This window comes from Roseicella frigidaeris (assembly GCF_003258945.1).
GTDB lineage: Bacteria > Pseudomonadota > Alphaproteobacteria > Acetobacterales > Acetobacteraceae > Paracraurococcus > Paracraurococcus frigidaeris.
Genome location: NZ_QLIX01000024.1, coordinates 45887 through 66770, shown reverse-complemented (window position 1 = coordinate 66770; position 20884 = coordinate 45887). Strand labels below are relative to the sequence as shown.

At 73.0% G+C, this 20884-nt stretch carries 22 protein-coding genes; 17 read left to right on the top strand and 5 right to left on the bottom strand.

Annotated features, from left to right (window positions below; genetic code table 11):
• Nucleotides 1-117 precede the first annotated feature (117 nt).
• From DOO78_RS21995 to DOO78_RS21935, 13 genes are all read left to right on the top strand, one after another.
• On the top strand, nt 118-450 hold the full coding sequence (locus tag DOO78_RS21995; RefSeq protein WP_111472028.1) for an FtsB family cell division protein: 333 nt from the start codon (nt 118-120) through the stop codon (nt 448-450).
• Between the two features lie 411 nt (nt 451-861).
• Nucleotides 862-1839, top strand: a complete 978-nt coding sequence (gene pdhA, locus DOO78_RS21990; RefSeq protein ID WP_207803010.1) for a pyruvate dehydrogenase (acetyl-transferring) E1 component subunit alpha — start codon at nt 862-864, stop codon at nt 1837-1839.
• A 1-nt stretch (nt 1840) separates the two neighbouring features.
• Complete coding sequence (locus DOO78_RS21985) at nt 1841-3283, top strand: pyruvate dehydrogenase complex E1 component subunit beta (protein ID WP_111472026.1); 1443 nt, start codon at nt 1841-1843, stop codon at nt 3281-3283.
• A 76-nt stretch (nt 3284-3359) separates the two neighbouring features.
• Nucleotides 3360-4808: a pyruvate dehydrogenase complex dihydrolipoamide acetyltransferase gene (locus DOO78_RS21980; RefSeq protein ID WP_111472025.1), complete on the top strand. Its 1449-nt coding sequence runs from the start codon at nt 3360-3362 to the stop codon at nt 4806-4808.
• A complete protein-coding gene (locus DOO78_RS21975; RefSeq protein ID WP_111472024.1) occupies nt 4805-5197 on the top strand; it encodes a VOC family protein in 393 nt (130 codons plus the stop codon). Before DOO78_RS21980 ends, DOO78_RS21975 begins: the two co-directional genes overlap by 4 nt.
• Entirely contained in the window at nt 5194-5718 is a 525-nt protein-coding gene (locus DOO78_RS21970; RefSeq protein WP_111472023.1) for a GNAT family N-acetyltransferase, read from the top strand. Before DOO78_RS21975 ends, DOO78_RS21970 begins: the two co-directional genes overlap by 4 nt.
• Nucleotide 5719: 1 nt before the next feature.
• The gene (gene lpdA / locus DOO78_RS21965) at nt 5720-7117 is read left to right on the top strand and encodes a dihydrolipoyl dehydrogenase (protein WP_111472022.1); all 1398 of its coding nucleotides are present in this window, start codon (nt 5720-5722) and stop codon (nt 7115-7117) included.
• An 81-nt stretch (nt 7118-7198) separates the two neighbouring features.
• Complete coding sequence (gene lipA / locus DOO78_RS21960) at nt 7199-8257, top strand: lipoyl synthase (protein ID WP_111472021.1); 1059 nt, start codon at nt 7199-7201, stop codon at nt 8255-8257.
• A complete protein-coding gene (locus DOO78_RS21955) occupies nt 8257-8739 on the top strand; it encodes a type II toxin-antitoxin system RatA family toxin (RefSeq protein ID WP_111472020.1) in 483 nt (160 codons plus the stop codon). The genes lipA and DOO78_RS21955 overlap by 1 nt, the downstream gene beginning before the upstream one ends.
• Nucleotides 8740-8831: 92 nt before the next feature.
• Nucleotides 8832-9458 (top strand): glutathione S-transferase family protein, encoded by a 627-nt coding sequence (locus DOO78_RS21950; protein ID WP_111472019.1) that lies wholly within the window; start codon nt 8832-8834, stop codon nt 9456-9458.
• Between the two features lie 113 nt (nt 9459-9571).
• Entirely contained in the window at nt 9572-10636 is a 1065-nt protein-coding gene (locus tag DOO78_RS21945; RefSeq protein WP_111472018.1) for a threonine aldolase family protein, read from the top strand.
• Nucleotides 10637-10673: 37 nt separating this feature from the next.
• Nucleotides 10674-11057, top strand: coding sequence for a YraN family protein (locus DOO78_RS21940; RefSeq protein WP_243634725.1), 384 nt, complete (start codon nt 10674-10676; stop codon nt 11055-11057).
• 66 nt (nt 11058-11123) lie between these two features.
• Nucleotides 11124-12365: a serine hydrolase domain-containing protein gene (locus DOO78_RS21935; protein WP_111472016.1), complete on the top strand. Its 1242-nt coding sequence runs from the start codon at nt 11124-11126 to the stop codon at nt 12363-12365.
• A 165-nt stretch (nt 12366-12530) separates the two neighbouring features.
• Here DOO78_RS21935 and DOO78_RS21930 read toward each other — a convergent pair whose 3' ends face one another.
• The 4 genes from DOO78_RS21930 to DOO78_RS21915 are packed head-to-tail and all read right to left on the bottom strand — an operon-like array spanning nt 12531 to nt 16395.
• On the bottom strand, nt 12531-13016 hold the full coding sequence (locus tag DOO78_RS21930) for a CinA family protein (RefSeq protein WP_111472015.1): 486 nt from the start codon (nt 13014-13016) through the stop codon (nt 12531-12533).
• Between the two features lie 13 nt (nt 13017-13029).
• Complete coding sequence (locus tag DOO78_RS21925) at nt 13030-13494, bottom strand: phosphatidylglycerophosphatase A family protein (RefSeq protein ID WP_111472014.1); 465 nt, start codon at nt 13492-13494, stop codon at nt 13030-13032.
• Between the two features lie 34 nt (nt 13495-13528).
• Nucleotides 13529-14383, bottom strand: a complete 855-nt coding sequence (locus DOO78_RS21920) for an alpha/beta fold hydrolase (protein ID WP_128080114.1) — start codon at nt 14381-14383, stop codon at nt 13529-13531.
• Complete coding sequence (locus tag DOO78_RS21915) at nt 14383-16395, bottom strand: lytic transglycosylase domain-containing protein (RefSeq protein ID WP_111472012.1); 2013 nt, start codon at nt 16393-16395, stop codon at nt 14383-14385. Before DOO78_RS21915 ends, DOO78_RS21920 begins: the two co-directional genes overlap by 1 nt.
• 185 nt (nt 16396-16580) lie before the next feature.
• Here DOO78_RS21915 and dapA point away from each other — a divergent pair, with 185 nt between their 5' ends.
• The 4 genes from dapA (at nt 16581) to DOO78_RS21895 (ending at nt 19317) form a co-directional block, all read left to right on the top strand.
• Nucleotides 16581-17459 (top strand): 4-hydroxy-tetrahydrodipicolinate synthase, encoded by an 879-nt coding sequence (gene dapA, locus DOO78_RS21910; protein ID WP_111472011.1) that lies wholly within the window; start codon nt 16581-16583, stop codon nt 17457-17459.
• Between the two features lie 58 nt (nt 17460-17517).
• The gene (smpB, locus tag DOO78_RS21905; RefSeq protein WP_111472010.1) at nt 17518-18003 is read left to right on the top strand and encodes an SsrA-binding protein SmpB; all 486 of its coding nucleotides are present in this window, start codon (nt 17518-17520) and stop codon (nt 18001-18003) included.
• A 62-nt stretch (nt 18004-18065) separates the two neighbouring features.
• The gene (locus DOO78_RS21900; RefSeq protein ID WP_111472009.1) at nt 18066-18776 is read left to right on the top strand and encodes a sulfite oxidase-like oxidoreductase; all 711 of its coding nucleotides are present in this window, start codon (nt 18066-18068) and stop codon (nt 18774-18776) included.
• Nucleotides 18769-19317, top strand: coding sequence for a glutathione peroxidase (locus DOO78_RS21895; protein WP_111472008.1), 549 nt, complete (start codon nt 18769-18771; stop codon nt 19315-19317). Before DOO78_RS21900 ends, DOO78_RS21895 begins: the two co-directional genes overlap by 8 nt.
• 86 nt (nt 19318-19403) lie before the next feature.
• On the opposite strand, the gene DOO78_RS21890 is transcribed toward DOO78_RS21895, so the two are convergent.
• The gene (locus DOO78_RS21890; RefSeq protein WP_165839029.1) at nt 19404-20831 is read right to left on the bottom strand and encodes a hypothetical protein; all 1428 of its coding nucleotides are present in this window, start codon (nt 20829-20831) and stop codon (nt 19404-19406) included.
• Nucleotides 20832-20884: the final 53 nt, after the last annotated feature.

Below are 20884 nucleotides of genomic sequence, written 5' to 3'. Positions count from 1 at the left end.
CGCCGGGCCGGGGGATGGGCCGGCCGCCGGGCCATGGCAGCGATGGCCAGCCGATCCGCGTCCTGCGTGGGGCACCCCGCGCGCCGCGCCGGCGGGGCAGAGGGGAAAGTACCGGACATGTCCTTTGGCCGCGCCCTGAAGCGCCGGGTCCGTGATGCCATGCTGCCGGTCGCCTTCGCGGCGCTCTGCGGCTATTTCGTCTGGAACGCCCAGCAGGGCGATTTCGGCATGGTGGCGCGCGAGCAGAAGCTCGCCGACATCGCCCTGGCGCAGACCGCGCTGGCCCGGGCGGAAGCCGAGCGGGATGCGATGGAACGGCGGGTCGACGGGTTGCGCGGCGACCGCATCGACCGCGACCAGCTCGATGAGCGGGCGCGCACCCTGCTGAACCTCGTCGGCAAGGACGAGATCGTCATCCCCTACGAGCCGGGCAAGCGCCTCTTCCAATAGCATCCGATAGCGGGTTCCCCGCCGCGACGCGGCGGACGCGCCCGGCCGGGCCCCTGCGGGCCCGGCCGCGGGCCCGCTTTGCCTAACGATGCCGTGAGCCGGGCCGCTTGGCCTTTGGCGCCGGCAAGCGCCGCCGGCAGCGCGAGCAACTTCGGGCTTGTTGCGCGGTTTCCGCCCCTGCCGCAATTGCGTTCATGGCGACGCCGATATGGCCGATCGGACCATTAACCAAAACCCGGTTAAGCGGTGTATTGCATTGCAACATCGAGGCTTTTTCGCGGAGCGTCGCTTGTCGGAGCGCGGCCGGCCGCGTAGATCACGGCAACAGGAGACGAGAGGGAGCCGCCCATGGCCCAGGCAGCGGACACCGCTGGCGCCAAGCGCCGCACGCGGTCGGCGAAGGAGTCGTCGATGACGCGGGACCAGCTTCTCCAGGCCTACCACGACATGCTGCTGATCCGGCGCTTCGAGGAGAAGGCGGGCCAACTCTACGGCATGGGCCTGATCGGCGGCTTCTGCCACCTCTATATCGGCCAGGAAGCGGTCGTGGTCGGCATGCAGGCCTGCCTCGAGCCGGGCGACGAGGTCATCACCTCCTACCGCGATCACGGGCACATGCTGGCCACCGGCATGGAGGCGCGGGGCGTGATGGCCGAGCTGACCGGCCGCTCGGGCGGCTATTCGCACGGCAAGGGCGGCTCGATGCACATGTTCAGCCGCGAGAAGGGCTTCTATGGCGGCCATGGCATCGTCGGCGCGCAGGTCTCGCTCGGCACCGGCCTCGCCTTCTCCAACTGGTACCGCGAGAGCCGCAACGTCAGCCTGACCTATTTCGGCGAGGGCGCCTCGAACCAGGGCCAGGTCTATGAGAGCTTCAACCTCGCCGCCCTGATGAAGCTGCCGGTCGTCTACATCATCGAGAACAACAAGTACGGCATGGGCACGAGCGTGGAGCGCGCCAGCGCCTCGCACGACCTCTCGAAGAACGGCGCCGCCTGGGGCATCCCGGGCGAGCAGGTGAACGGCATGGACGTCACCGCGGTGAAGGAGGCCGGCGAGCGCGCCGTCGCCCACTGCCGCGAGGGCAAGGGGCCCTACCTGCTCGAGATGAAGACCTACCGCTATCGCGGCCACTCCATGTCCGACCCGGCGAAGTACCGCACGCGGGAGGAGGTGCAGAAGATGCGCGAGCAGTCCGACCCGATCGAGACGGCGCGCAAGATGCTGCTGGAGCAGGACGTCTCCGAGGCGGAGCTGAAGAAGATCGACGACGAGGTGAAGTCCGTCGTCCAGGAAGCCGCCGATTTCGCGCAGAAGAGCCCGGAGCCCGAGGAAAGCGAGCTCTGGACCGACGTGCTGGTGGAATCCCCCGCGGTGGAGGCCCGCTGAGATGGGCGTGCAGATCCTGATGCCGGCGCTCTCCCCCACCATGACGGAGGGCAAGCTCTCCCGGTGGCTGAAGAAGGAGGGCGACGAGGTCAAGTCCGGCGACGTGATCGCCGAGATCGAGACCGACAAGGCCACCATGGAAGTGGAGGCCGTGGACGAGGGCAAGCTCACGAAGATCCTGGTGCCCGAGGGCACCGAGGGCGTCTCGGTGAACAGCCCGATCGCCGAGCTCGACGGCGGCGGCGAGGCCGTCTCGCAGGGCGCGGCGCCCGGCCAGGACACGGCCGCGCCGCAGCAGCCGGCGCCGCCGGCGGCTGCCAGCCACACAGTGGGCGAGGTGGCGAAGCAGGCCGAGGACAATGCCGCGGTCGCCGAGCGCGGGGCGCGGCGCGGCGAGGGTGCCGCCCAAGGGGGCAGAGCGTCTGGCGAGGCCGCCGCGGCACCCGAGAAGGATTGGGGCCCGACCAAGCCGATCACGGTGCGCGAGGCGCTGCGCGACGCCATGGCGCTCGAGATGCGGCGCGACAAGGACGTCTTCCTGATGGGCGAAGAGGTCGCCCAGTACCAGGGCGCCTACAAGATCTCGCAGGGGCTGCTCGACGAATTCGGCCCGCGCCGGGTGATCGACACGCCCATCACCGAGCACGGCTTCACCGGCATGGCGGTGGGCGCGGCGATGACCGGGCTCCGGCCGATCGTCGAGTTCATGACCTTCAACTTCTCCATGCAGGCGATCGACCAGATCATCAACAGCGCCGCCAAGACGCTGTACATGAGCGGCGGCCAGCTCGGCTGCCCGATCGTCTTCCGCGGCCCGAACGGCGCCGCGGCGCGCGTCGCCGCCCAGCACAGCCAGTGCTATGCGAGCTGGTACGCGCATGTGCCGGGACTGAAGGTGGTGGCGCCCTGGTCCTCGGCCGACGCCAAGGGGTTGCTGCGGGCCGCGATCCGCGACCCGAACCCGGTGATCGTGCTGGAGAACGAGATCCTCTACGGCCACAGCTTCGAATGCCCGACCTCGGAGGACTTCATCGTCCCGATCGGCAAGGCGAAGGTGGAGCGGCCGGGCAAGGACGTGACCATCGTCGCCTATTCCATCGCCGTCACCTGGGCGATGCAGGCGGCCGAGGCGCTGGCGAAGGACGGGATCGAGGCCGAGGTGATCAACCTCCGCTCCATCCGCCCGCTCGATGCCGAGACCATCGCTGCCTCGGTGAAGAAGACCAACCGCCTCGTCACCGTGGAGGAGGGCTGGCCCTACGCCAATATCGGCACCGAGGTGGCGATGCAGGTGATCGAGGCCGCCTTCGACTGGCTGGACGCGCCGCCGGTGCGGGTCTGCGGCAAGGACGTGCCGATGCCCTATGCCGCCAACCTCGAGAAGCTGGCGCTGCCGACGCAGCCCGAGATCATCGAGGCGGTGAAGCGGGTCACCTACAAGTAGCGCGGAGCGGACCGGGCCCGTGGCGGCGCCGCCGGGCGCTGCCCTCGGGCCCGGCCCAAGGACGGGGATACGACCGATGGCAACCAACATCCTGATGCCCGCGCTCTCGCCGACCATGACCGAGGGCACGCTGGCGCGCTGGCTCAAGAAGGAAGGCGACCAGGTCAAGTCCGGCGACATCATCGCCGAGATCGAGACCGACAAGGCCACCATGGAGGTCGAGGCGGTCGACGAGGGCATCCTCGGCAAGATCCTGGTCGGCGACGGCACCCAGGGCGTGAAGGTGAACGACCCGATCGCGGTGCTGGTCGAGCCGGGCGAGAGCGTCGGCGACGCGCCGGCGCCCAAGGCGCCCGAGGGCAAGGCGCCCGAGGGCAAGGCGCCGGCGCCGCAGGGCTCGGAGGCGCCGGAGCCGGCGCAGTCGGCCAGCCAGGCGCCGGCGATCGAGGCCATCAAGGCCTCGGGCGGCACGGTCGCGGGCGCGGCGGAGCAGCCGGTGGCGATGCCGGCGCCGCAGCCCTCGGGCCCGGCGCCGAAACCCAATGGCCACGACCAGGCCGCCGCCGGCGAGCGCGTCTTCGCCTCGCCCCTGGCGCGGCGCATGGCGCAGCAGGCCGGGCTCGATCTCGGCGCGCTGCGCGGCAGCGGGCCGGGCGGGCGGATCGTGAAATCGGATATCGAGGCGGCGCTGGCCAAGGGCCCGGCGGCGACCTCGCAGGGGGCGCCGCAAGGAGGGCCGAAGGCCGCGCCGCAGGCGGCGGCCCCGGCGCCGCAGCCCGCCGCCGCGCCCGCCCCGAAGCCGGCCGCGCCGCCGCCCACCGTCACCGCGCCGCACAAGGCGGTGCCGAACAGCACCATCCGCAAGGTCATCGCCCGCCGCCTGTCGGAGGCGAAGCAGACCATCCCGCATTTCTACGTCAGCATGGATTTCGAGATCGACGCGCTGCTGAAGCTGCGCGCCGACCTCAACGGCAAATCGGCCAAGGACGGGCCCGGCGCCTTCAAGCTCTCGGTCAACGACATGGTCATCAAGGCGGTGGCGGCGGTGCTGCGGCGCTTCCCCACCGTGAACGCCATGTGGACCGAGGAGGCGATCCTCCAATTCGAGGATGTCGACATCTCGGTCGCGGTCTCGACGCCGACCGGCCTCATCACGCCGATCATCCGCAAGGCCGACCAGAAGGGCCTGTCCACGATCAGCAACGAGATGAAGGAGCTCGCCTCCCGCGCCAAGGCGAACAAGCTGAAGCCCGAGGAATTCCAGGGCGGCGGCTTCTCCATCTCGAACATGGGCATGTATGGCGTGAAGGATTTCAGCGCCATCATCAACCCGCCCCAGGCCGGCATCCTCGCGGTCGCGGCCGGCGAGCAGCGGCCGGTGGTGAAGGGCGGGCAGCTCGCCGTGGCGACGGTGATGACCTGCACCCTCTCGGTCGACCACCGCGTCATCGACGGCGCGCTGGCCGCCGAGTTCTTGCAGGCGCTGAAGGGCGTGATCGAGGACCCGCTGAGCCTGATGCTGTGATCGACCACGTCTCGATCACGGTGCCGGACCTGGCCCTCGCCGCGCGCTTCTACGACGCGGTGATGGCGGCGCTCGGCGTCCCGATGGTCGGGCAGGACGGCACCGCGCTGCGCTATGGCGAGCGCTGCGACGCGGCGCATCCGCGGCGGAGCTACCTGACGGTCCTGCCAGGCCCCGCCTCCGGGCCGGCGGAGGGGCGCCACTGGTGCTTCAAGGCGCCGGACCGCGCGGCGGTGGACGGGTTCTGGCGCGCCGGCCTGGCCGCCGGCGGGGCGGATGACGGCGCGCCCGGCCTCCGGCCGCACTACCACGCCCATTACTACGCCGCCTTCCTGCGCGACCCGGCCGGCAACCGCGTGGAGGCCGTGTGCCACGAGGCGCCGGCATGAGCGGCCTCGCCCTGCGGCCGGCGGTGCCGGGGGACGAGGCGCTCGTCCTCCGCTTCATCCGCGCCCTGGCGGCGTACGAGAAGCTTCTGCACGAGGTGCGGGCCGGCGAGGCGGATATCCGCCGCCTGCTCTTCGATCCGCCGGCGCGGGCCGAGGCGCTGATCGCCGACTGGGAGGGCGCGCCGGTCGGCTTCGCCCTCTGGTTCTACAGCGTCTCCACCTTCGACGGCCGCCCCAAGCTCTATGTCGAGGATGTCTTCGTGGAGCCGGCGCAGCGCGGCCGCGGCATCGGGCGGGCGATCTTCGCCGCGCTCGCCGGCCGCGCCCTGGCGCAGGGCTGCAGCCGCATGGAGTGGTCGGTGCTCGACTGGAACGCCCCCTCCATCGCCTTCTATCGATCGATCGGCGCCCTGCCGCGCGAGGGCTGGACGCTGCAGCGCCTCGGCGGCGCGGCGCTGCAGGCCCTGGCGGCCGAGGCCGGCCCCGCCCCGGATGCCGGGCAACAGGACCAGGAGAGGTGACATGGCCGAGCAATCCTTCGACGTGGTCGTCCTCGGCGGCGGCCCCGGCGGCTATGTCGCCGCCATCCGGGCCGCCCAGCTCGGCATGAAGACCGCGGTGGTGGAGCGGGAGAATCTCGGCGGCATCTGCCTGAACTGGGGCTGCATCCCGACCAAGGCGCTGCTGCGCAGCAGCGAGATCAACCACCTGCTGCACACGCTGGATGCCTATGGCTTCGCGGCCGACAACATCCGCTTCGACATCGGCAAGATCGTCAAGCGCAGCCGGGCCGTCGCCAACCAGCTCTCGGGCGGCGTCAAGCACCTGATGCGCAAGAACAAGGTCACGGTCTTCGACGGCCACGGCAAGCTGGCCGGGAAGGGCCGCGTCGCCGTCGCCAAGGACGGCAAGCCGGTCGCCGATCTCGCGGCCAAGCACGTCATCCTGGCGACCGGCGCCCGCGCCCGCGTGCTGCCGGGGATCGAGCCGGACGGCAAGCTGGTCTGGACCTATCGCGAGGCGATGGTGCCGGACATCATGCCGAAGCGCCTCATCGTCATCGGCAGCGGCGCCATCGGCGCCGAATTCGCCAGCTTCTACCTCAATCTCGGCGCCGAGGTGACGCTGGTCGAGGTGCTGGACCGCATCCTGCCGGTCGAGGATGCCGAGATCAGCGCCTTCGTCCGCAAGGCCTTCGAGAAGCAGAAGATGCGGATCCTGACCGGGGCCAAGATCCAGGGGCTGCGGAAGGGGGCGAACGAGGTCACGGCGGTGATCGAGGCCGGCGGCAAGGTGCAGGAGATCACCGCCGACCGCGTCATCTCGGCGGTCGGCATCGTCGGCAATGTCGAGGATATCGGCCTCGAGGGCACGGCGGTGAAGGTCGAGCGGACCCATGTGGTGACCGACCCCTATGGCCGCACCGGCGAGCCGGGGGTCTATGCCATCGGCGACCTCACCGGCCCGCCCTGGCTCGCCCACAAGGCGAGCCATGAGGGGGTGATCTGCATCGAGGCCATCGCCGGGATGCATCCGCATGTGATGGATGTGACCAACATCCCCGGCTGCACCTATTGCCGGCCGCAGGTGGCGAGCGTCGGCCTGACCGAGGAGGCGGCGAAGAAGGCCGGGCACGCGGTGAAGATCGGCCGCTTCCCCTTCATCGGCAACGGCAAGGCCATCGCCATGGGCGAGCCGGAGGGCATGATCAAGACCGTCTTCGACGCCAAGACCGGCGAGCTGCTCGGCGCCCATATGGCCGGGCCGGAGGTGACGGAGATGATCCAGGGCTACACCATCGCCAAGACCATGGAAACCACGGAGGTGGAGCTGATGGAGACCGTCTTCCCGCATCCGACCATCTCCGAGGCGATGCACGAGGCGGTGCTTGATGCCTATGGCCGGGTGATCCACATCTAGCCGCACCGGCGTGGCCGGGCCGGGGGCGGCGCGCCCGCCCCCGGCCCGCGCCGCCCGAAAGCTGACCGGACCAGGGACGGCATGGCCACGCGCATCGAGATCGACCACAGGACCACCCGGGCGGCGCCGCAGGCGCCGGCGGAGGCCGTGCCGGCCCGTCCGGAGGGGCTCCGGCACCCGGAGAAGGCCCATCGCCCGGACAACCCCATCCAGCGCAAGCCGGCCTGGATCCGGGTGCGCGCGCCCAACAGCCCCGTCTATCACGAGACCCGGGCGCTGATGCGCGACAACCGCCTCACCACCGTCTGCGAGGAGGCGGCCTGCCCGAATATCGGCGAGTGCTGGTCGCAGCGCCACGCCACCATGATGATCATGGGCGAAACCTGCACCCGCGCCTGCTCCTTCTGCAACGTGGCGACCGGGCTGCCGAAGGCGCTCGATGCCGACGAGCCGCGGCGGGTGGCGGATGCGGTGGCCAAGCTCGGCCTCCGGCATGTGGTGGTCACCAGCGTCGACCGCGACGACCTGGCCGATGGCGGGGCCCGGCATTTCGCCGAGACCATCCGCGCCATCCGCGCCGCCGCGCCTGGCACCACGATCGAGGTGCTGACGCCCGACTTCCTGCGCAAGGAGGGGGCGCTGGAGGTGGTGGTCGAGGCCCGGCCGGACGTCTTCAACCACAACCTGGAGACGGTGCCGAAGCTCTATCCCACCATCCGGCCCGGCGCGCGCTACTATCATTCGCTGCGCCTGCTCGATCGGGTGAAGCAGCAGGACCCCTCCATCTTCACCAAGTCCGGTCTCATGGTCGGCCTCGGCGAGGCGCGGATCGAGGTGCTGCAGGTGATGGACGACCTGCGCTCGGCGGAGGTGGATTTCCTCACCATCGGCCAGTACCTGCAGCCGACGGTCAAGCACGCCGCGGTCGACCGCTTCGTGACGCCGGAGGAGTTCGAGGACTACGCCCGGATGGCCCGCGGCAAGGGCTTCCTGCTGGTCTCCGCGACCCCGCTCACCCGCAGCAGCTACCATGCCGACCGCGACTTCGTCGCGCTGAGAAGCGCGCGGGAGGATCGGCTGAGGAGCGCGCGGGAGGAACGGCTGCGGAGCGCGCGGGAGGCGGGGCTGGCCGCCGCCTGATGCCGACGCATGCCGAGAGGAAGATCCTCCGCTACACGCCGGAGCAGCTCTTCGACATGGTCGCCGATGTGCGGCGCTATCCGGAATTCCTGCCCTGGTGCGTCGGCGCCCGCGTCATCTCGCGCAAGGAGCGGGAGCTGATCGCCGACCTGACCATCGGCTTCAAGATGTTCCGCGAGACCTTCCGCAGCGAGGTGCTGCTGGAGCGGCCGGACCATGTGCATGTGCGCTACCTGAACGGCCCCTTCCGCTACCTCAACAACCACTGGCGCTTCCGCCCGCACCCGCATGGGGCGGACACCTGGACCGAGGTGGATTTCTTCGTCGATTTCGAGTTCCGCTCGCGCCTGCTCCAGGCGGTGATCGGCACCGTCTTCAACGAGGCGGTGCGGCTGATGGTCCGCGCCTTCGAGCGCCGGGCCATGCAGCTCTATGGCCGGCCCTCGGCGCCGCCGGCGGCGGCGAGCCCGGTGCAGTCCTGACCGCGCCGCGCCCCGCGGCCATCAGCCCGGCTGATCGACCCATCACCGCTTTGCGTTGGACGCGGCGGCGAGGGGCGGCCGAGGCTCGGCGCATGGGATACATCCTCTACGGCGACCGCCGCTCCGGCTCCTCCATGGTCGAGCTCGCCCTGGCCGAGATCGGCGCCGAGGCGGAGATCCGGCCCGTGCCGATCGAAGGCGAGGGGCAGCTCGCCCCCGACTACCGTCGCATCAACCCGATGGGCCGGCTGCCCACCCTGCTGCTGCCCGATGGCACGGTGGTGACGGAGAGCGCGGCCATCCTGCTCACCCTCGAGGCGCGGCACCCGGAGGCCGGGCTGCTGCCGCCGGGCGCCGATCCGCGGCGCGCCGTCGCGCTCCGATGGATGATGCTGGCGGCGGGCGAGCTCTATCCCTGCGTCACCCGCTACGACTACCCCGAGCGCTTCGGCGCCGCACCGGACTCGATCCGCGAGGCGGCGGTGGCGATGGCGCGCGGGTTCTGGCGCCTGATCGAGGCGGAGGCGCGGCCCGCCCCCTTCATCCTCGGCGACCGCCTCTCGCTCGCCGACCTCGCGCTTGCGGTGCAGTCCCGCTGGATGGGCAACGAGGCCTGGATGCCGGCGCATTGCCCCGGCATCCAGGGCCTGGCGCGGGCGGTGGCGACCCGGCCGCGCCTCGCCGCCGCCTGGGCGCGGCATTTCGACCTGCCGGGCTGATAGCGGGCGCCCGGATGGGCGCCGCTGCGATTGCAGCATGAGCCGCCGCGTCGCCTGGGTGGACAGCGGGGCGGGGCGGCCGCAGCCTGCGCGCCGCATCAGGGAACCCCGCCATGGTCCATGCCCCCCCGCGCCCGCCCGCCGGCAGCCCGCCCGTCCGCATCAACCTCTATTCGGACACCCAGACCCGCCCGACGCCGGCGATGAAGGAGGCGATGCTGCGCGCCGAGCTCGGCGACGAGCAGCATGGCGACGACCCGACCGTGCATGCGCTCTGCGACCGCATGGCGGCGCTCATGGGCAAGGAGGCGGCGGTCTTCCTGCCCTCCGGCACCATGTGCAACGTCGTCGCCATCCTCACCCATTGCCAGAAGGGCGACGAGATCCTGGCGCATGAGACGGCGCATATCCTGCACAGCGAGGGCGGCACCCATGCGGCGCTGACCGGCGCGCAGATCATGCCGCTGCAGGGGCCGCGCGGCATGTTCACCGCCGAGACGCTGCGCGCCGCCATCCGCCCGCGCACCCGCTACGCCCCGCCGCAGCGCCTGCTGGAGGTGGAGCAGACCGCCAATATCGGCGGCGGCGCGGTCTGGCCTCTGCGCCAGCTCAACGAGCTGGTCGCGGTCGCGCGCGAACAGGGCTGGGCGACGCATATGGACGGCGCCCGGCTGATGAATGCCTGCGTCGCCGCCGGCATCGCGCCCCGCGACATGGTGGCCGGCTTCGATTCCGTCTGGCTCGACTTCACCAAGGGGCTCGGCGCGCCGCTCGGCGCCGTGCTCTGCGGCTCGGCGGCGTTCATCGGCGCCGCCTGGCGCTGGAAGCAGCGGCTCGGCGGCTCGATGCGCCAGGCCGGGCTCTGCGCCGCCGGCTGCCTCTACGCCCTCGACCATCACGTCGACCGGCTGGCCGAGGACCATGCCAATGCCAAGGCGCTCGCCCGCGGCCTGGCGCAGATCCCGGGCGTCGTCGTGGAGGAGCCGGACACCAACCTCGTCTTCTTCGACGTCAAGGGCGCCGGCAGCACGGTGGAGGCCTTGCAGGCGCGGCTGCTGCAACGCGGCGTCGCGGTCAGCGGCCTCGGCGGCCGGGTGCGGGCCTGCACGCATCTCGACGTCACGGCGCCGATGATCGAGGAGGCGATCGGGCATATCCGCGCGGCGCTCGCCGCCTGAGGGCGGCCGCCGCACGGCCGCCTGCGCCATGAAGCCGGTGCCCGAACCCCGCCGGCAGCGCCGCGGCGCCCGCGCCGACCTCGCCGGCCGCGAGGCCGAGCGGGCCGCCGCCGCGGCGCTGGCGGCCGAGGGCTGGGCGGTGCTTGGCCAGCGCATCCGCACCCCGGCGGGCGAGCTCGACCTCGTCGCCGAGCGCGAGGGGCTGCTCGCCTTCGTCGAGGTGAAGGCGCGGCCGAGCCTGGCCGAGGCCGCCTTCGCCCTCGGCCCACGCCAGCGCGCCCGCCTCGCCGGCGCCGCCGAATGCTGGCTGGCCGGGCATCCCGGCCATGGCGCCGCCGGCATCCGCTTCGATGTCCTGCTGGTCGCCGCCGATGGCACGGTGCGGCGCATCGCCGATGCCTTCCGCCTCGGCGATGCTTGACGCGATGCTTGATCGGCCCCGCCGGGGACGCGGAGCATCGCGGGGCCAGGGATGAGGGACAGCACGATGCCGCAGGACGTTGCCGCAACCGGGGAGGGTGCCATCCTGCCGCGCGCCGGGCGCCCGGAGGAGGCCGGCCTGTCCGGCGCGGCGCTGGCCCGGCTCGGCGCCTGGCTGCAGGCCGAGGTCGATGCCGGCCGCATCCCGGGCGCGGTGGTGGCGATCGGCCGTGGCGGCCGGCTCGCCTTCGAGCAGGCCATCGGCTTCCGCGACCGCGAGGCCGGCGCGCCGATGCGCCTGGATTCGCTGTTCCAGATCGCCTCCATGACCAAGCCCGTCACCTCGGTCGCGGCGATGCAGCTGGTCGAGGAGGGGCGGCTGATGCTCTGGCATCCGGTCAGCCGCTACCTGCCGGAATTCGCCACGCTCACCGTCGGCCTGGAGCGCGCGCCGATGCAGCGCGAGCCGCTGGTGATCGACCTGATGCGGCATACCGCCGGGCTGGCCTATGGCGCCCTGCCCATCCCGGGCGGCGCCGGGGCGCATCCGGTGCAGGAGGCCTATGTCGCGGCCAAGGTGAACGATATCGGCCAGAGCGGCGAGGCGTTCATCGCCAACCTCACGCGCCAGCCGCTGATGCACCAGCCGGGCCGGGTCTGGGAGTACAGCCATGCGACGGATGTGCTCGGCCGGGTGGTCGAGGTCGCCTCCGGCCAGTCGCTGGAGGCCTTCTTCCGCAGCCGCATCCTCGATCCGCTCGGCATGGCGGATACCGATGTCTGGGTGCCGCCGGAGAAGCGCGACCGGCTGGCGGCGGCGCAGGTCGATCCGGTCACCGGGGTGCGGCAGGCGATGTTCCCGGTGGAGCGCCGGCCGCGCTGGCTCTGGGGCGGGCAGGGGCTGGTCTCGACCGCGGCCGACTATGCCCGCTTCTGCCAGATGCTGCTGGGGGGCGGGCGGCTCGGCGCGGCGCGGCTGCTCTCGCGCAGCGCCGTCGCCTTGATGACCGCCGACCACCTGCCGCCCGATATCGGCTTCGGGCCCAACCTGCTGCGCATCTTCGGCGGCCTCGCCCCGGCGCCGGAGGTCGGCTACGGCTTCGGCCTCGGCGTCGCGGTGCGGACCATGCCGGGGCGGAGCCCGGTGCCGGGCCATGTCGGCGACTATTTCTGGACCGGCGCCTTCGGCACCTATTTCTGGATCGACCCGCAGGAGGAGCTGTTCGCCATCCTGCTGCTGCAGGGCGCCTCGGACCGCACCCAGTATCGCTATGCCATGCGCCAGCTCACCTATGCGGCGCTATTGTAGTCCCCACGACGTCGCTGCGCGCCGCCGCGGGGGCCCCGAGATATTTCCCCACGAAGCCGCTGCGCGGTTTCGTGGGGGCCCCGTGAGTCTCCTTGGGCCCCAGAGCCGTCATAGCCTGCCGCGGCCAAGCCGCGGCAGGGCAGCGGGAGGCGCCTCGGGGCGATGTCAGCCGACCATGCCGCGCACCAGGGCGAAGGCCTCGGCGACGGTGGCGGCGCGGACCGCGGCGCGGTCGCCGGGGAAGATCCGGCGCACCGCCCGCGTCGCGCCCGGCATCGCCACGGCGAGATGCACCAGGCCGACCGGCTTGCCCGGCGTCGCGCCGCCCGGCCCGGCGATGCCGGTGCAGCTCACCGCGATGCCGGCGCCGCTGCGGGCCAGCGCCCCCTCGGCCATCCGCCGGGCGACGCTGTCGCTGACCGCGCCATAGCCCTCCAGCACCCCCCAGGGCACGCCGAGCACGTCGCGCTTCGCCTCGTTGGAATAGGTGACGAAGCCATGGGTGACGGCGGCCGAGCTGCCCGGCACATGGGTGAGGGCGGCGGCGATCAGCCCGCCGGTGCAGCTCTCGGCGGTGGCGAGGGTGAGGCCGCGCGCCTCCAGCAGCGCCAGCAGCGCCTTCGCCTCCTCGAGCGTCGATGACGGCAGCATTCCCGGCCTCCCCCTACAGCATCCCCGCGGGCAGCAGGCCGCGCAGCGCCAGCAGCGGCAGCGCCGCCAACCCCCCGGCGATCAGGTCGTCGAGCATGATGCCGCGCGCGCCGTGCTGCCGGTCGGCCCAGCCCACCGGGCCCGGCTTGGTGATATCGAACAGCCGGAAGAGCAGGAAGGCCAGCGCCACCCCGGGCAGCCCGGCCCCGGCCGGCAGGGCGGCCAGCGTCAGGAGCTGCCCCGCCCCCTCATCCACCACCACCCAGCCCGGATCGGCCGGCGCATCCTCGCCGAGCAGCCGGAGCGAGGCCCAGTAGCCGAGCAGGGTCAGCAGCAGGCCGAGGCCGAGGCACCAGCCCGGCCCGAGCAGCGCCGCCGGCAGCACCGCCGCCGAGCCCCAGCTGCCGGGCGCCGGCCGCAGCCGCCCGATGCCGCCGAGGGTCGCCACCAGCCAGGCGGCGCGCTGCACCGGCCTCATCGCCGGGCCGTGGCCCGCGCCGCCACGCCCCGCGTCACGGCATCGCGGCCAGCCAGGCCGCGATCGCCGCCCGGGCGGCCGGCTCGCCGAGGGAGGGGGCGTGGCCGATCCCCGGCAGCGAGCAGAGCGTCATCTCCGGCCGCGCCGCCCGCATCGCCTGCACCGTCGGCGCCGTGAGCACCGTGCTCTCCTGGCCCCAGACCAGCAGCAGCGGCACCGCCGGCAGGGCGCGGAAGAAGCCCCAGAGATCCGGCGTCGCCCCCGGCGCGCGCGGCAGGATGTCGACGATCCGGATGTCCCAGCGCGGATGCCAGAGCCCGTCCGCGCCCTGCCGGTAGGTGCGCTCGGCGACCTCCGGCCAGGCCGCCTCGGCGATGCCGAGCGGCGGCAGCACCCGCCGCAGGAAGGCGATCGCCTGCTCGCGGCTGGCGAAGCCCGGGTCGCGGCCGATGATGTCGCGGATGCTCTCGAGGCCGCCCTGCTGCAGCGCCGGCCCGCTGTCGTTCAGCGCCAGCCCGGCCAGCAGCCCCGGCCGCAGCGTGCCCAGCGCCAGGCCGAGCACGCCGCCGAAGCTGGTGCCGAGCAGCGCCACCCGATCGAGGCCGAGCGCCGCCACGGCGTCCAGCACGTCCTGCACCGCCTCCGGCCCGGCATAGCGCGCGGGCTCGGCGGCGCGGTCGCTCTCGCCATGGCCGGCATAGTCGAGGGCGACCACCCGCCGCTCCGCGGCCAGGCCGGTGGCCAGCGCCTCGAAATCCAGCGAGGAGCGCGAGATGCCGGAGAGGCAGAGCAGCGGCGTCGCCGCCGGCCGGCCCGGCGGGCCCGCCCAGTCGAGCGCGGACAGGCGCAGCCCGTCGCGGGCGCTGAAGAACCGACGCTGCGGCCGCATCAGCCGGCAGCCCGCATCCACTGCGTCATCGGGTGCTCGAGCGCCGCCGTGGCGGGGTCGAAGGCCCGGTAGATCGCCATGTTCTCGATCACCCGCTGCACGTAGTTGCGGGTCTCGGAGAAGGGGATCAGCTCCATCCAGTCGAGCATGGCGGGGCTGCCGCTGCGCGGGTCGCCATAGGTGCCGAGCCATTCGTCGACCCGGTTCGGCCCGGCATTGTAGCCGGCGATGGCGAAGGGCCGGGTGCCGCCGAAGCGGGCGAGCAGCTCGTCCAGATAGGCGGCGCCGAGGCGCATGTTGTGTGCCGTGTCGGTGGTCAGCATGGCCACCTGATGCCGCAGCCCGAGCCGCTTGGCCACACCCGTGGCGGTCGAGGGCAGGAGCTGCATCAGGCCGCGGGCATTGGCCGAGGAGACCGCCTCGGGGTCGAAATTGCTCTCCTGGCGGGAGATGGCGAGGACCAGCGCCGGCTCCGGCCCTTCGGCCGGCGGCGGGTAGGGGTTGGGCCAGGCATCGGCGCCGGCCATCAGCCCGCTCGCCCCGGCCCGCCGCGCCACCCAGACCGCATGGTCGGGCCGGCCGATCCGGTGCGCCAGGCGCACCACCAGCAGCTTCTCCGCCGGATCGGCCGCGAGGTCCTCGAGCCGCAGCAGGAAGGGCCGTGCCCGCTTCGCCTCGCCGAGTTCGGCCAGCGCCAGCACCACCTGCGCCGGCTCGCGCGCCAGCAGCGCCCGCTCCTCCGCCGCGCCGGGCTGCGGCACCGGGGCGCGGGCGATGCGGGCGCCGAGCAGCGCCCCGTCCTCGCCGAGGGCGAGGATCCCCAGCTGGCCGTAGAAGGCGAGGGGGAAGGCCGCCGCCGCCTGGTACTGCGCCCGGGCCCGGCCGCCGGCGCCCTGCGCCGCCGCCGCCCTGCCCTGCCAGTAATGGCTGCGGGCGCGGGTGATGACGCTGCGGCTGTCCTCGCCCAGGCGGGCGAAGTGCCGTTCCGCCCGCGGCGCGTCGCGCAGCAGGCCGAGCGCGATGAAGCCGGCGAGGAACTCGGCATCCTGCCGCGCCTCGCCCGGCGCCCGGATGCCATGGCCGGCGGCGACGCCATAGGCGGCGGCCGGATCGCCGAGCCGGATCAGCTTGCGCGCCAGGATGTTCCGCTCCGGCCAGGCGGCCAGGGCGATGGGGGCCTCGGGGAAGGGGATCTGGCGGGTGCCGGCGGCGAAGGCGGCGGCGGCCTCGGCATCCCGCTCGCGCCGGCGCAGCCAGCGGGCGCGTTCCAGGGTGAGGGCGGCATCGCCCGGCGCCGCGGCGGCAAGCTCCGGGCTGTCGGCCTCCGGCCGGTCGGCCGCATAGGCGAGGCGGGCCGAGGCCGCGCCCTGCCGCGCCGGGTCGAGCGCCGGCAGCACCCGCGAGGCGCCGGCGAAGTCGCGGGCCAGCGCCAGCCGGTCGAAGCGCCGGGCCTGCTCGGCCGCCGTCAGCAGGGCGGCGTTGCGCGCCAGGAAGGCCGGCTCGGCGAGGGGATCGGCCGGCGCCTCGGCCCAGCCGGTGCGCAGCACCTGCGCCGCCTCCCCGGGGCGGCCGGCGCGGGTCAGGGCATCGGCCAGACGCTGGTAGCCATCGAGGCTGCGCGGCGCGCGGGCGGCGAACCACTGCGCCGCGAGCTCGTCATCGGGCTCGGCGGCGAGCAGCTCCTCGGCCCGGCGGCCGAGCGTCTCCTGGCCCGGCCAGTCCGGCCGGGCGAGGGCAAAGCCCACCACCTCGGCCGCGCCGGTGGCCTGGCCGCGCTGCTGCAACCGCAGCCAGGTGACATAGGCGCGGATCGGCGGCTCGGCGGCCTGGGCCGCAGCCTCCGCCTCCGCCCAGCGCTGCGCCCCGGCCAGGGCGAGGGCCTGGCGCCCGGCGGCGCGGGCGGCGGCCGGGTCCGCGGCGAGCGGCTGGGCGGTGGCGTCGCCCCGAAGCCCGAGCGGCAGCAGGGGCGCGCCGAGCAGGGCGGGCAGGGCGAGGAGGGAGCGGCGGCGCATGCGGCGAGCTTAGGCGCTTTCCGGTACCGATGTGTGACCGATCATGGGGCCGCGCCCTTGCCGCTGCGGGCGCCGGTGACTAGGTTCACGCGTCGCTGATGGCGCCGGCCGTCGCGCCCCGCCCGGGAGGGCGGCGGAGCGCCCGTCCAGCCCGGCCGCCGCAGGCCCTTCCGGAGGAACGCCAGATGTTCAAGGGATCGATGGTCGCGCTGATCACGCCGATGCGTGGCGACGGGTCCTTGGACGAGAAGGCCTTCGTCGAGCTGGTGGAGTGGCAGATCAGCGAGGGGACCGAGGGGCTGATCCCGGTGGGGACCACCGGCGAGAGCCCGACGCTGAGCCATGCCGAGCACAAGCGGGTGGTCGAGCTCTGCGTCGAGGCGGCGCGGGGCCGCGTGCCGGTCATCGCCGGCACCGGCAGCAACAGCACCGCCGAGGCGATCGACTTCACCCGCCATGCCAAGCAGGCCGGCGCCGATGCCTGCCTGGTGGTGACGCCCTACTACAACAAGCCGACGCAGGAGGGGATGGTGCTGCACTTCACCGCTATCGCCGATGCGGTGGACCTGCCGCTCTTCATCTACAACATCCCGCCGCGCAGCGTCATCGACATGTCGGTCGAGACCATGGCGCGACTGGCCAAGCACCGGAACATCGTCGGCGTGAAGGACGCGACGGCGAACCTGGTGCGGCCGCTGCACACGAAGCGCGCCTGCGGCGAGAATTTCATCCAGCTCTCGGGCGAGGACCACACCGCGCTCGCCTTCAACGCCGCCGGCGGGGTCGGCTGCATCAGCGTCACCGCCAATGTCGCGCCACGGCTCTGCGCCGAGATGCAGCGCGCCTGGCGCGAGGGCCGGGTCGGCGAGGCGCAGGCGATCCAGGAGCGGCTGCTGCCGCTGCACGACGCGCTCTTCGCCGAGACCTCGCCCGGCCCGGTGAAGTATGCCGCCAGCCTGCTCGGCAAGACCGCCGAGCGCTGCCGCCTGCCCCTCGCCCCGGCGCAGCCCGCGACCAAGCTGCGGGTGCGCGAGGCGATGGTCTCGGTCGGGCTGCTGAACTGAGGCGGTCGGGGGCGGCACGGCCTTCCCCGGCCGGACCAACCCCTTCCCGGTAGATCGCATGGCCAAGGACAAGAAGAAGACCCTCATCTCGCACGGCATCGCCGCGCAGAACCGCAAGGCGCGGCACGACTACACGATCGGCGAGACGATCGAGGCCGGCCTCGCCTTGGTCGGGCCGGAGGTGAAATCGCTGCGCGCCGGCCGGGCGACGCTCGTCGAGGCCTGGGCCGGCGAGCGCGACGGCGAGATGTGGCTGTTCAACTGCACCATCCCGGAATGGCAGGCGGGCAGCGTGGTGGCGCGGTTCGAGCCGCGCCGCCCGCGCAAGCTGCTGCTGCACCGCAAGCAGGTGCGGGAGCTGATCGGCAGCATCACCCGGGACGGCACGACGCTGGTGCCGTTGCAGATCCATTTCAACGACCGCGGCCGCGCCAAGGTGCTGCTCGGCCTCGCCGAGGGCAAGAAGAAGCACGACAAGCGCGCGGCCATCGCGGCCCGCGACTGGGCGCGCGACAAGGCGCGGCTGATGCGGGCGAAGGGGTAGGCGGCCCCGGGGGCTTGCAACCGCCGCGGCGGCTGGCACCTAAGGGGGTGCAGGAGAGCGCGATGGCCCCCGACGAGACCCCCGAGAGCCCCTCCCCGGAGGAGGCGGTCCCCCTGACCGGCAAGGTCCGGGAGAAGCTGATCGAGACCAAGCAGGCCTGGGCCCGCGAGGGCCGGCTGCTGACCGGCGAGGCCTATCCCCTCGGCGGCACCGCGACCCGGGAGCGCCTGCCGCCCGGCCAGACCCTGGTGAAGGACTGGCCGGTGCTCGATCTCGGCGTGCAGCCGGACGTGGCGCGCGACCGCTGGCGGCTCCGGGTGGAGGGGCTGGTGCAGGCGCCGCTGCGCCTGACGCTCGACGCGTTCATGGCCCTGCCGCAGGCCGAGCTGGTCAACGACATCCATTGCGTGACGCAATGGAGCCGCTACGACAACCGCTGGCAGGGGGTGCGCGCCCGCGACCTGGTCGAGGCGGCGCGGGTGAAGGACGAGGCCCGCTTCGTCGCCTTCACCTCCTATGACGGCTACACCACCAACGTCCCGCTCGCCGAGTTCATCCGCGACGAGGTGCTGCTGGCCCATAGCTGGGAGGGCCGGCCGCTGACCCGCCAGCATGGCGGCCCGGTGCGCGTCGTCATCCCCCGCCTGTACTTCTGGAAGAGCCCGAAATGGGTGACGCGGATCGAGCTGCTGCGCGAGGACCGGCCCGGCTTCTGGGAGGTTCGCGGCTACCACAACAACGGCGATCCCTGGCTGGAGGAACGGTATGGCTGAGATCGGGCGACGCACCGGCCTGCTGCTCGGGGGCGCGCTGATGGCCGGCGGCGCGGGGAGTGCGGCGGGGGCGAGCCTCGCCGACTTCACCCTGGAGGCCATCGAGGGCGGCCCCCTGCCGCTCGCCCGCTATCGCGGCCAGCCGGTGCTGGTGGTGAACACGGCGAGCTTCTGCGGCTTCACGCCGCAATATGCCGGGCTGGAGCGGCTGCACGAGCGCTACGGGCCGCGCGGCCTGGTGGTGCTCGGCGTGCCCTCGCAGGACTTCAACCAGGAATCCTCCGACAACAAGACGATCAAGGATTTCTGCGACGCCACCTACAATGTCGAATTCCCGATGACCACCGTCTCGGCGGTGCGCGGCGCGGCGGCGGTGCCGCTCTATCGCTTCCTCGCCGAGCGCGGCGGCGGGCCGCCGGGCTGGAATTTCCACAAATACCTGGTCGCGCGCGACGGCAGCACGGTGCGCGGCTTCGGCTCGCGGGTGGCGCCGGATGCGCCGGAGCTGGTGCAGGCGATCGAGGCGGCGCTGGCCGGCTGACACGGGCGGACCGGTCGTCGGAGGCGGCCGTCGATGGGCCGCCATCAACGGCCGCCGGTCTGTGCGATCGCCCTCCGCCGAGCCTGCTAGGCGCCCCAGGCATCCGTATCCATCGGGGTGAGGCGGGTGAAGAAGAGCGCCATGCTGCTGAAGCTGCCTGGCCAGATGTCCTTCACCAGCGCGGTGCCTTCGGCCGTGCCGTCGGTCGACCACAATTCGATGCCGTGCTCCCCATCGTCGGCGCGCAGCAGCACGCGGCCCTCCGCCAGCGGCCCGACGATGAGCGTGTCGCTGCCGACCTCCCCCGGATGGATATCCATCACCAGCTGCGTGCCCCCGGTGGTGCCGTCGGTGACCCAGGGCTCCCGGCCATGCAGGCCATCGCTGGCCGCGAACAGGGCGCGGCCATCGCCGAGCGCCGTGTAGAAGGCGCTGGCGAAGACGCTGGCGCCATCCGCGCCGCCGGCCTGGATGTCGGCGAGCAGGCGGGTGCCCTCGGCCGTGCCGTCGGTGATCCAGGGCTCGAGGCCATGGATCCCGTCATCCCCGGTCATGAGGACGCGACCGTCCTCGAGCACGAGATAGGAGGTGAGGATCCGGACGCCGTCGAGAAGGCCGGGATTGATGTCGGCCAGCAGATGCGTGCCGCAGGCGGTGCCGTCGGTGATCCAGGGCTCGAGCCCGTGGATGCCGTCATCGGCCGTGACGATGAAGCGGCCGTCGCCGAGCGCGGTGAAGCCGCTGCCGAAGGTGGAGCGCCCGGCGCCGGCCTGGATGTCGGCGAGGAGATGGGTGCCGCAGGCGGTGCCGTCGCTGATCCAGGGTTCCTCGCCATGCGTGCCGTCATCGGCGGTGAAGAGGAACCGCCCGTCGCCGAGCAGCGTGATGCCGCCCGGATCGCTGGACGCGGCGCCTGGGTTGATGTCGGCCAGCAGATGCGTGCCGCCGGCCGTGCCGTCGCTGATCCAGAGCTCGCGGCCAACGCCCTCGCCCTCGCCCCCGGCCGGCGGGGCGCTGGCGGGGCTGCGGTCGCTGGCGCTGAAGACGAAGCGGCCGTCGCCGAGCGCCGTGAACAGGGCCGGGGCGCTGCCATCCGGACCCGGGTTGAGGTCGGCGAGAAGGCGGGTTCCGGCCGCCGTGAAATCGGTGATCACAGGCTCGGTGCCGTGCATCCCATCGTCGAGGGCGAGCAGGAAGCGCCCATCGCCGAGCGCCGCCACGCTGCCGCCGGTCAGGGCGGGGAGGGTGGCGGGCAGCGGCGTCGTGCCCTCGGCGGTGCCGTCCGTGATCCAGTCCGTGCCGTCGCGCGTCGTGAAGACCGCGCGGCCGTCGCCGAGCGCCGTGAAGCCGCTGGGCGAGCTGCCGCCCGTCCCCGGGACGATGTCGAGCAGGAGATGGGTGCCCTCGGCGGTGCCGTCGGTGACCCATGGCTCGAGATCCGAGGCGCCGCCATGCACCGGGTCGCGCGCGGCGAAGATGTATTGCACGGGCGCGGTGGTCTGGTCCTCGCACATGTCGTCTTCTCCCTCCTGGCACGGGAGAGCGCTCGGCGGAGTGCCCGATGGCG

Coding starts and splice junctions, on each gene's coding strand:
- DOO78_RS21970 (WP_111472023.1), top strand. CDS start 5,194: ATGAGCGGCCTCGCCCTGCGGCCGGCGGTGCCGGGGGACGAGGCGCTC.
- DOO78_RS21955 (WP_111472020.1), top strand. CDS start 8,257: ATGCCGACGCATGCCGAGAGGAAGATCCTCCGCTACACGCCGGAGCAG.
- DOO78_RS21950 (WP_111472019.1), top strand. CDS start 8,832: ATGGGATACATCCTCTACGGCGACCGCCGCTCCGGCTCCTCCATGGTC.
- DOO78_RS21895 (WP_111472008.1), top strand. CDS start 18,769: ATGGCTGAGATCGGGCGACGCACCGGCCTGCTGCTCGGGGGCGCGCTG.
- DOO78_RS21915 (WP_111472012.1), bottom strand. CDS start 16,395: ATGCGCCGCCGCTCCCTCCTCGCCCTGCCCGCCCTGCTCGGCGCGCCC.
- DOO78_RS21935 (WP_111472016.1), top strand. CDS start 11,124: ATGCCGCAGGACGTTGCCGCAACCGGGGAGGGTGCCATCCTGCCGCGC.
- DOO78_RS21925 (WP_111472014.1), bottom strand. CDS start 13,494: ATGAGGCCGGTGCAGCGCGCCGCCTGGCTGGTGGCGACCCTCGGCGGC.
- DOO78_RS21945 (WP_111472018.1), top strand. CDS start 9,572: ATGGTCCATGCCCCCCCGCGCCCGCCCGCCGGCAGCCCGCCCGTCCGC.
- DOO78_RS21985 (WP_111472026.1), top strand. CDS start 1,841: ATGGGCGTGCAGATCCTGATGCCGGCGCTCTCCCCCACCATGACGGAG.
- DOO78_RS21995 (WP_111472028.1), top strand. CDS start 118: ATGTCCTTTGGCCGCGCCCTGAAGCGCCGGGTCCGTGATGCCATGCTG.
- lpdA (WP_111472022.1), top strand. CDS start 5,720: ATGGCCGAGCAATCCTTCGACGTGGTCGTCCTCGGCGGCGGCCCCGGC.
- DOO78_RS21980 (WP_111472025.1), top strand. CDS start 3,360: ATGGCAACCAACATCCTGATGCCCGCGCTCTCGCCGACCATGACCGAG.
- lipA (WP_111472021.1), top strand. CDS start 7,199: ATGGCCACGCGCATCGAGATCGACCACAGGACCACCCGGGCGGCGCCG.
- DOO78_RS21890 (WP_165839029.1), bottom strand. CDS start 20,831: ATGTGCGAGGACCAGACCACCGCGCCCGTGCAATACATCTTCGCCGCG.
- DOO78_RS21920 (WP_128080114.1), bottom strand. CDS start 14,383: ATGCGGCCGCAGCGTCGGTTCTTCAGCGCCCGCGACGGGCTGCGCCTG.
- smpB (WP_111472010.1), top strand. CDS start 17,518: ATGGCCAAGGACAAGAAGAAGACCCTCATCTCGCACGGCATCGCCGCG.
- DOO78_RS21900 (WP_111472009.1), top strand. CDS start 18,066: ATGGCCCCCGACGAGACCCCCGAGAGCCCCTCCCCGGAGGAGGCGGTC.
- pdhA (WP_207803010.1), top strand. CDS start 862: ATGACGCGGGACCAGCTTCTCCAGGCCTACCACGACATGCTGCTGATC.
- dapA (WP_111472011.1), top strand. CDS start 16,581: ATGTTCAAGGGATCGATGGTCGCGCTGATCACGCCGATGCGTGGCGAC.
- DOO78_RS21930 (WP_111472015.1), bottom strand. CDS start 13,016: ATGCTGCCGTCATCGACGCTCGAGGAGGCGAAGGCGCTGCTGGCGCTG.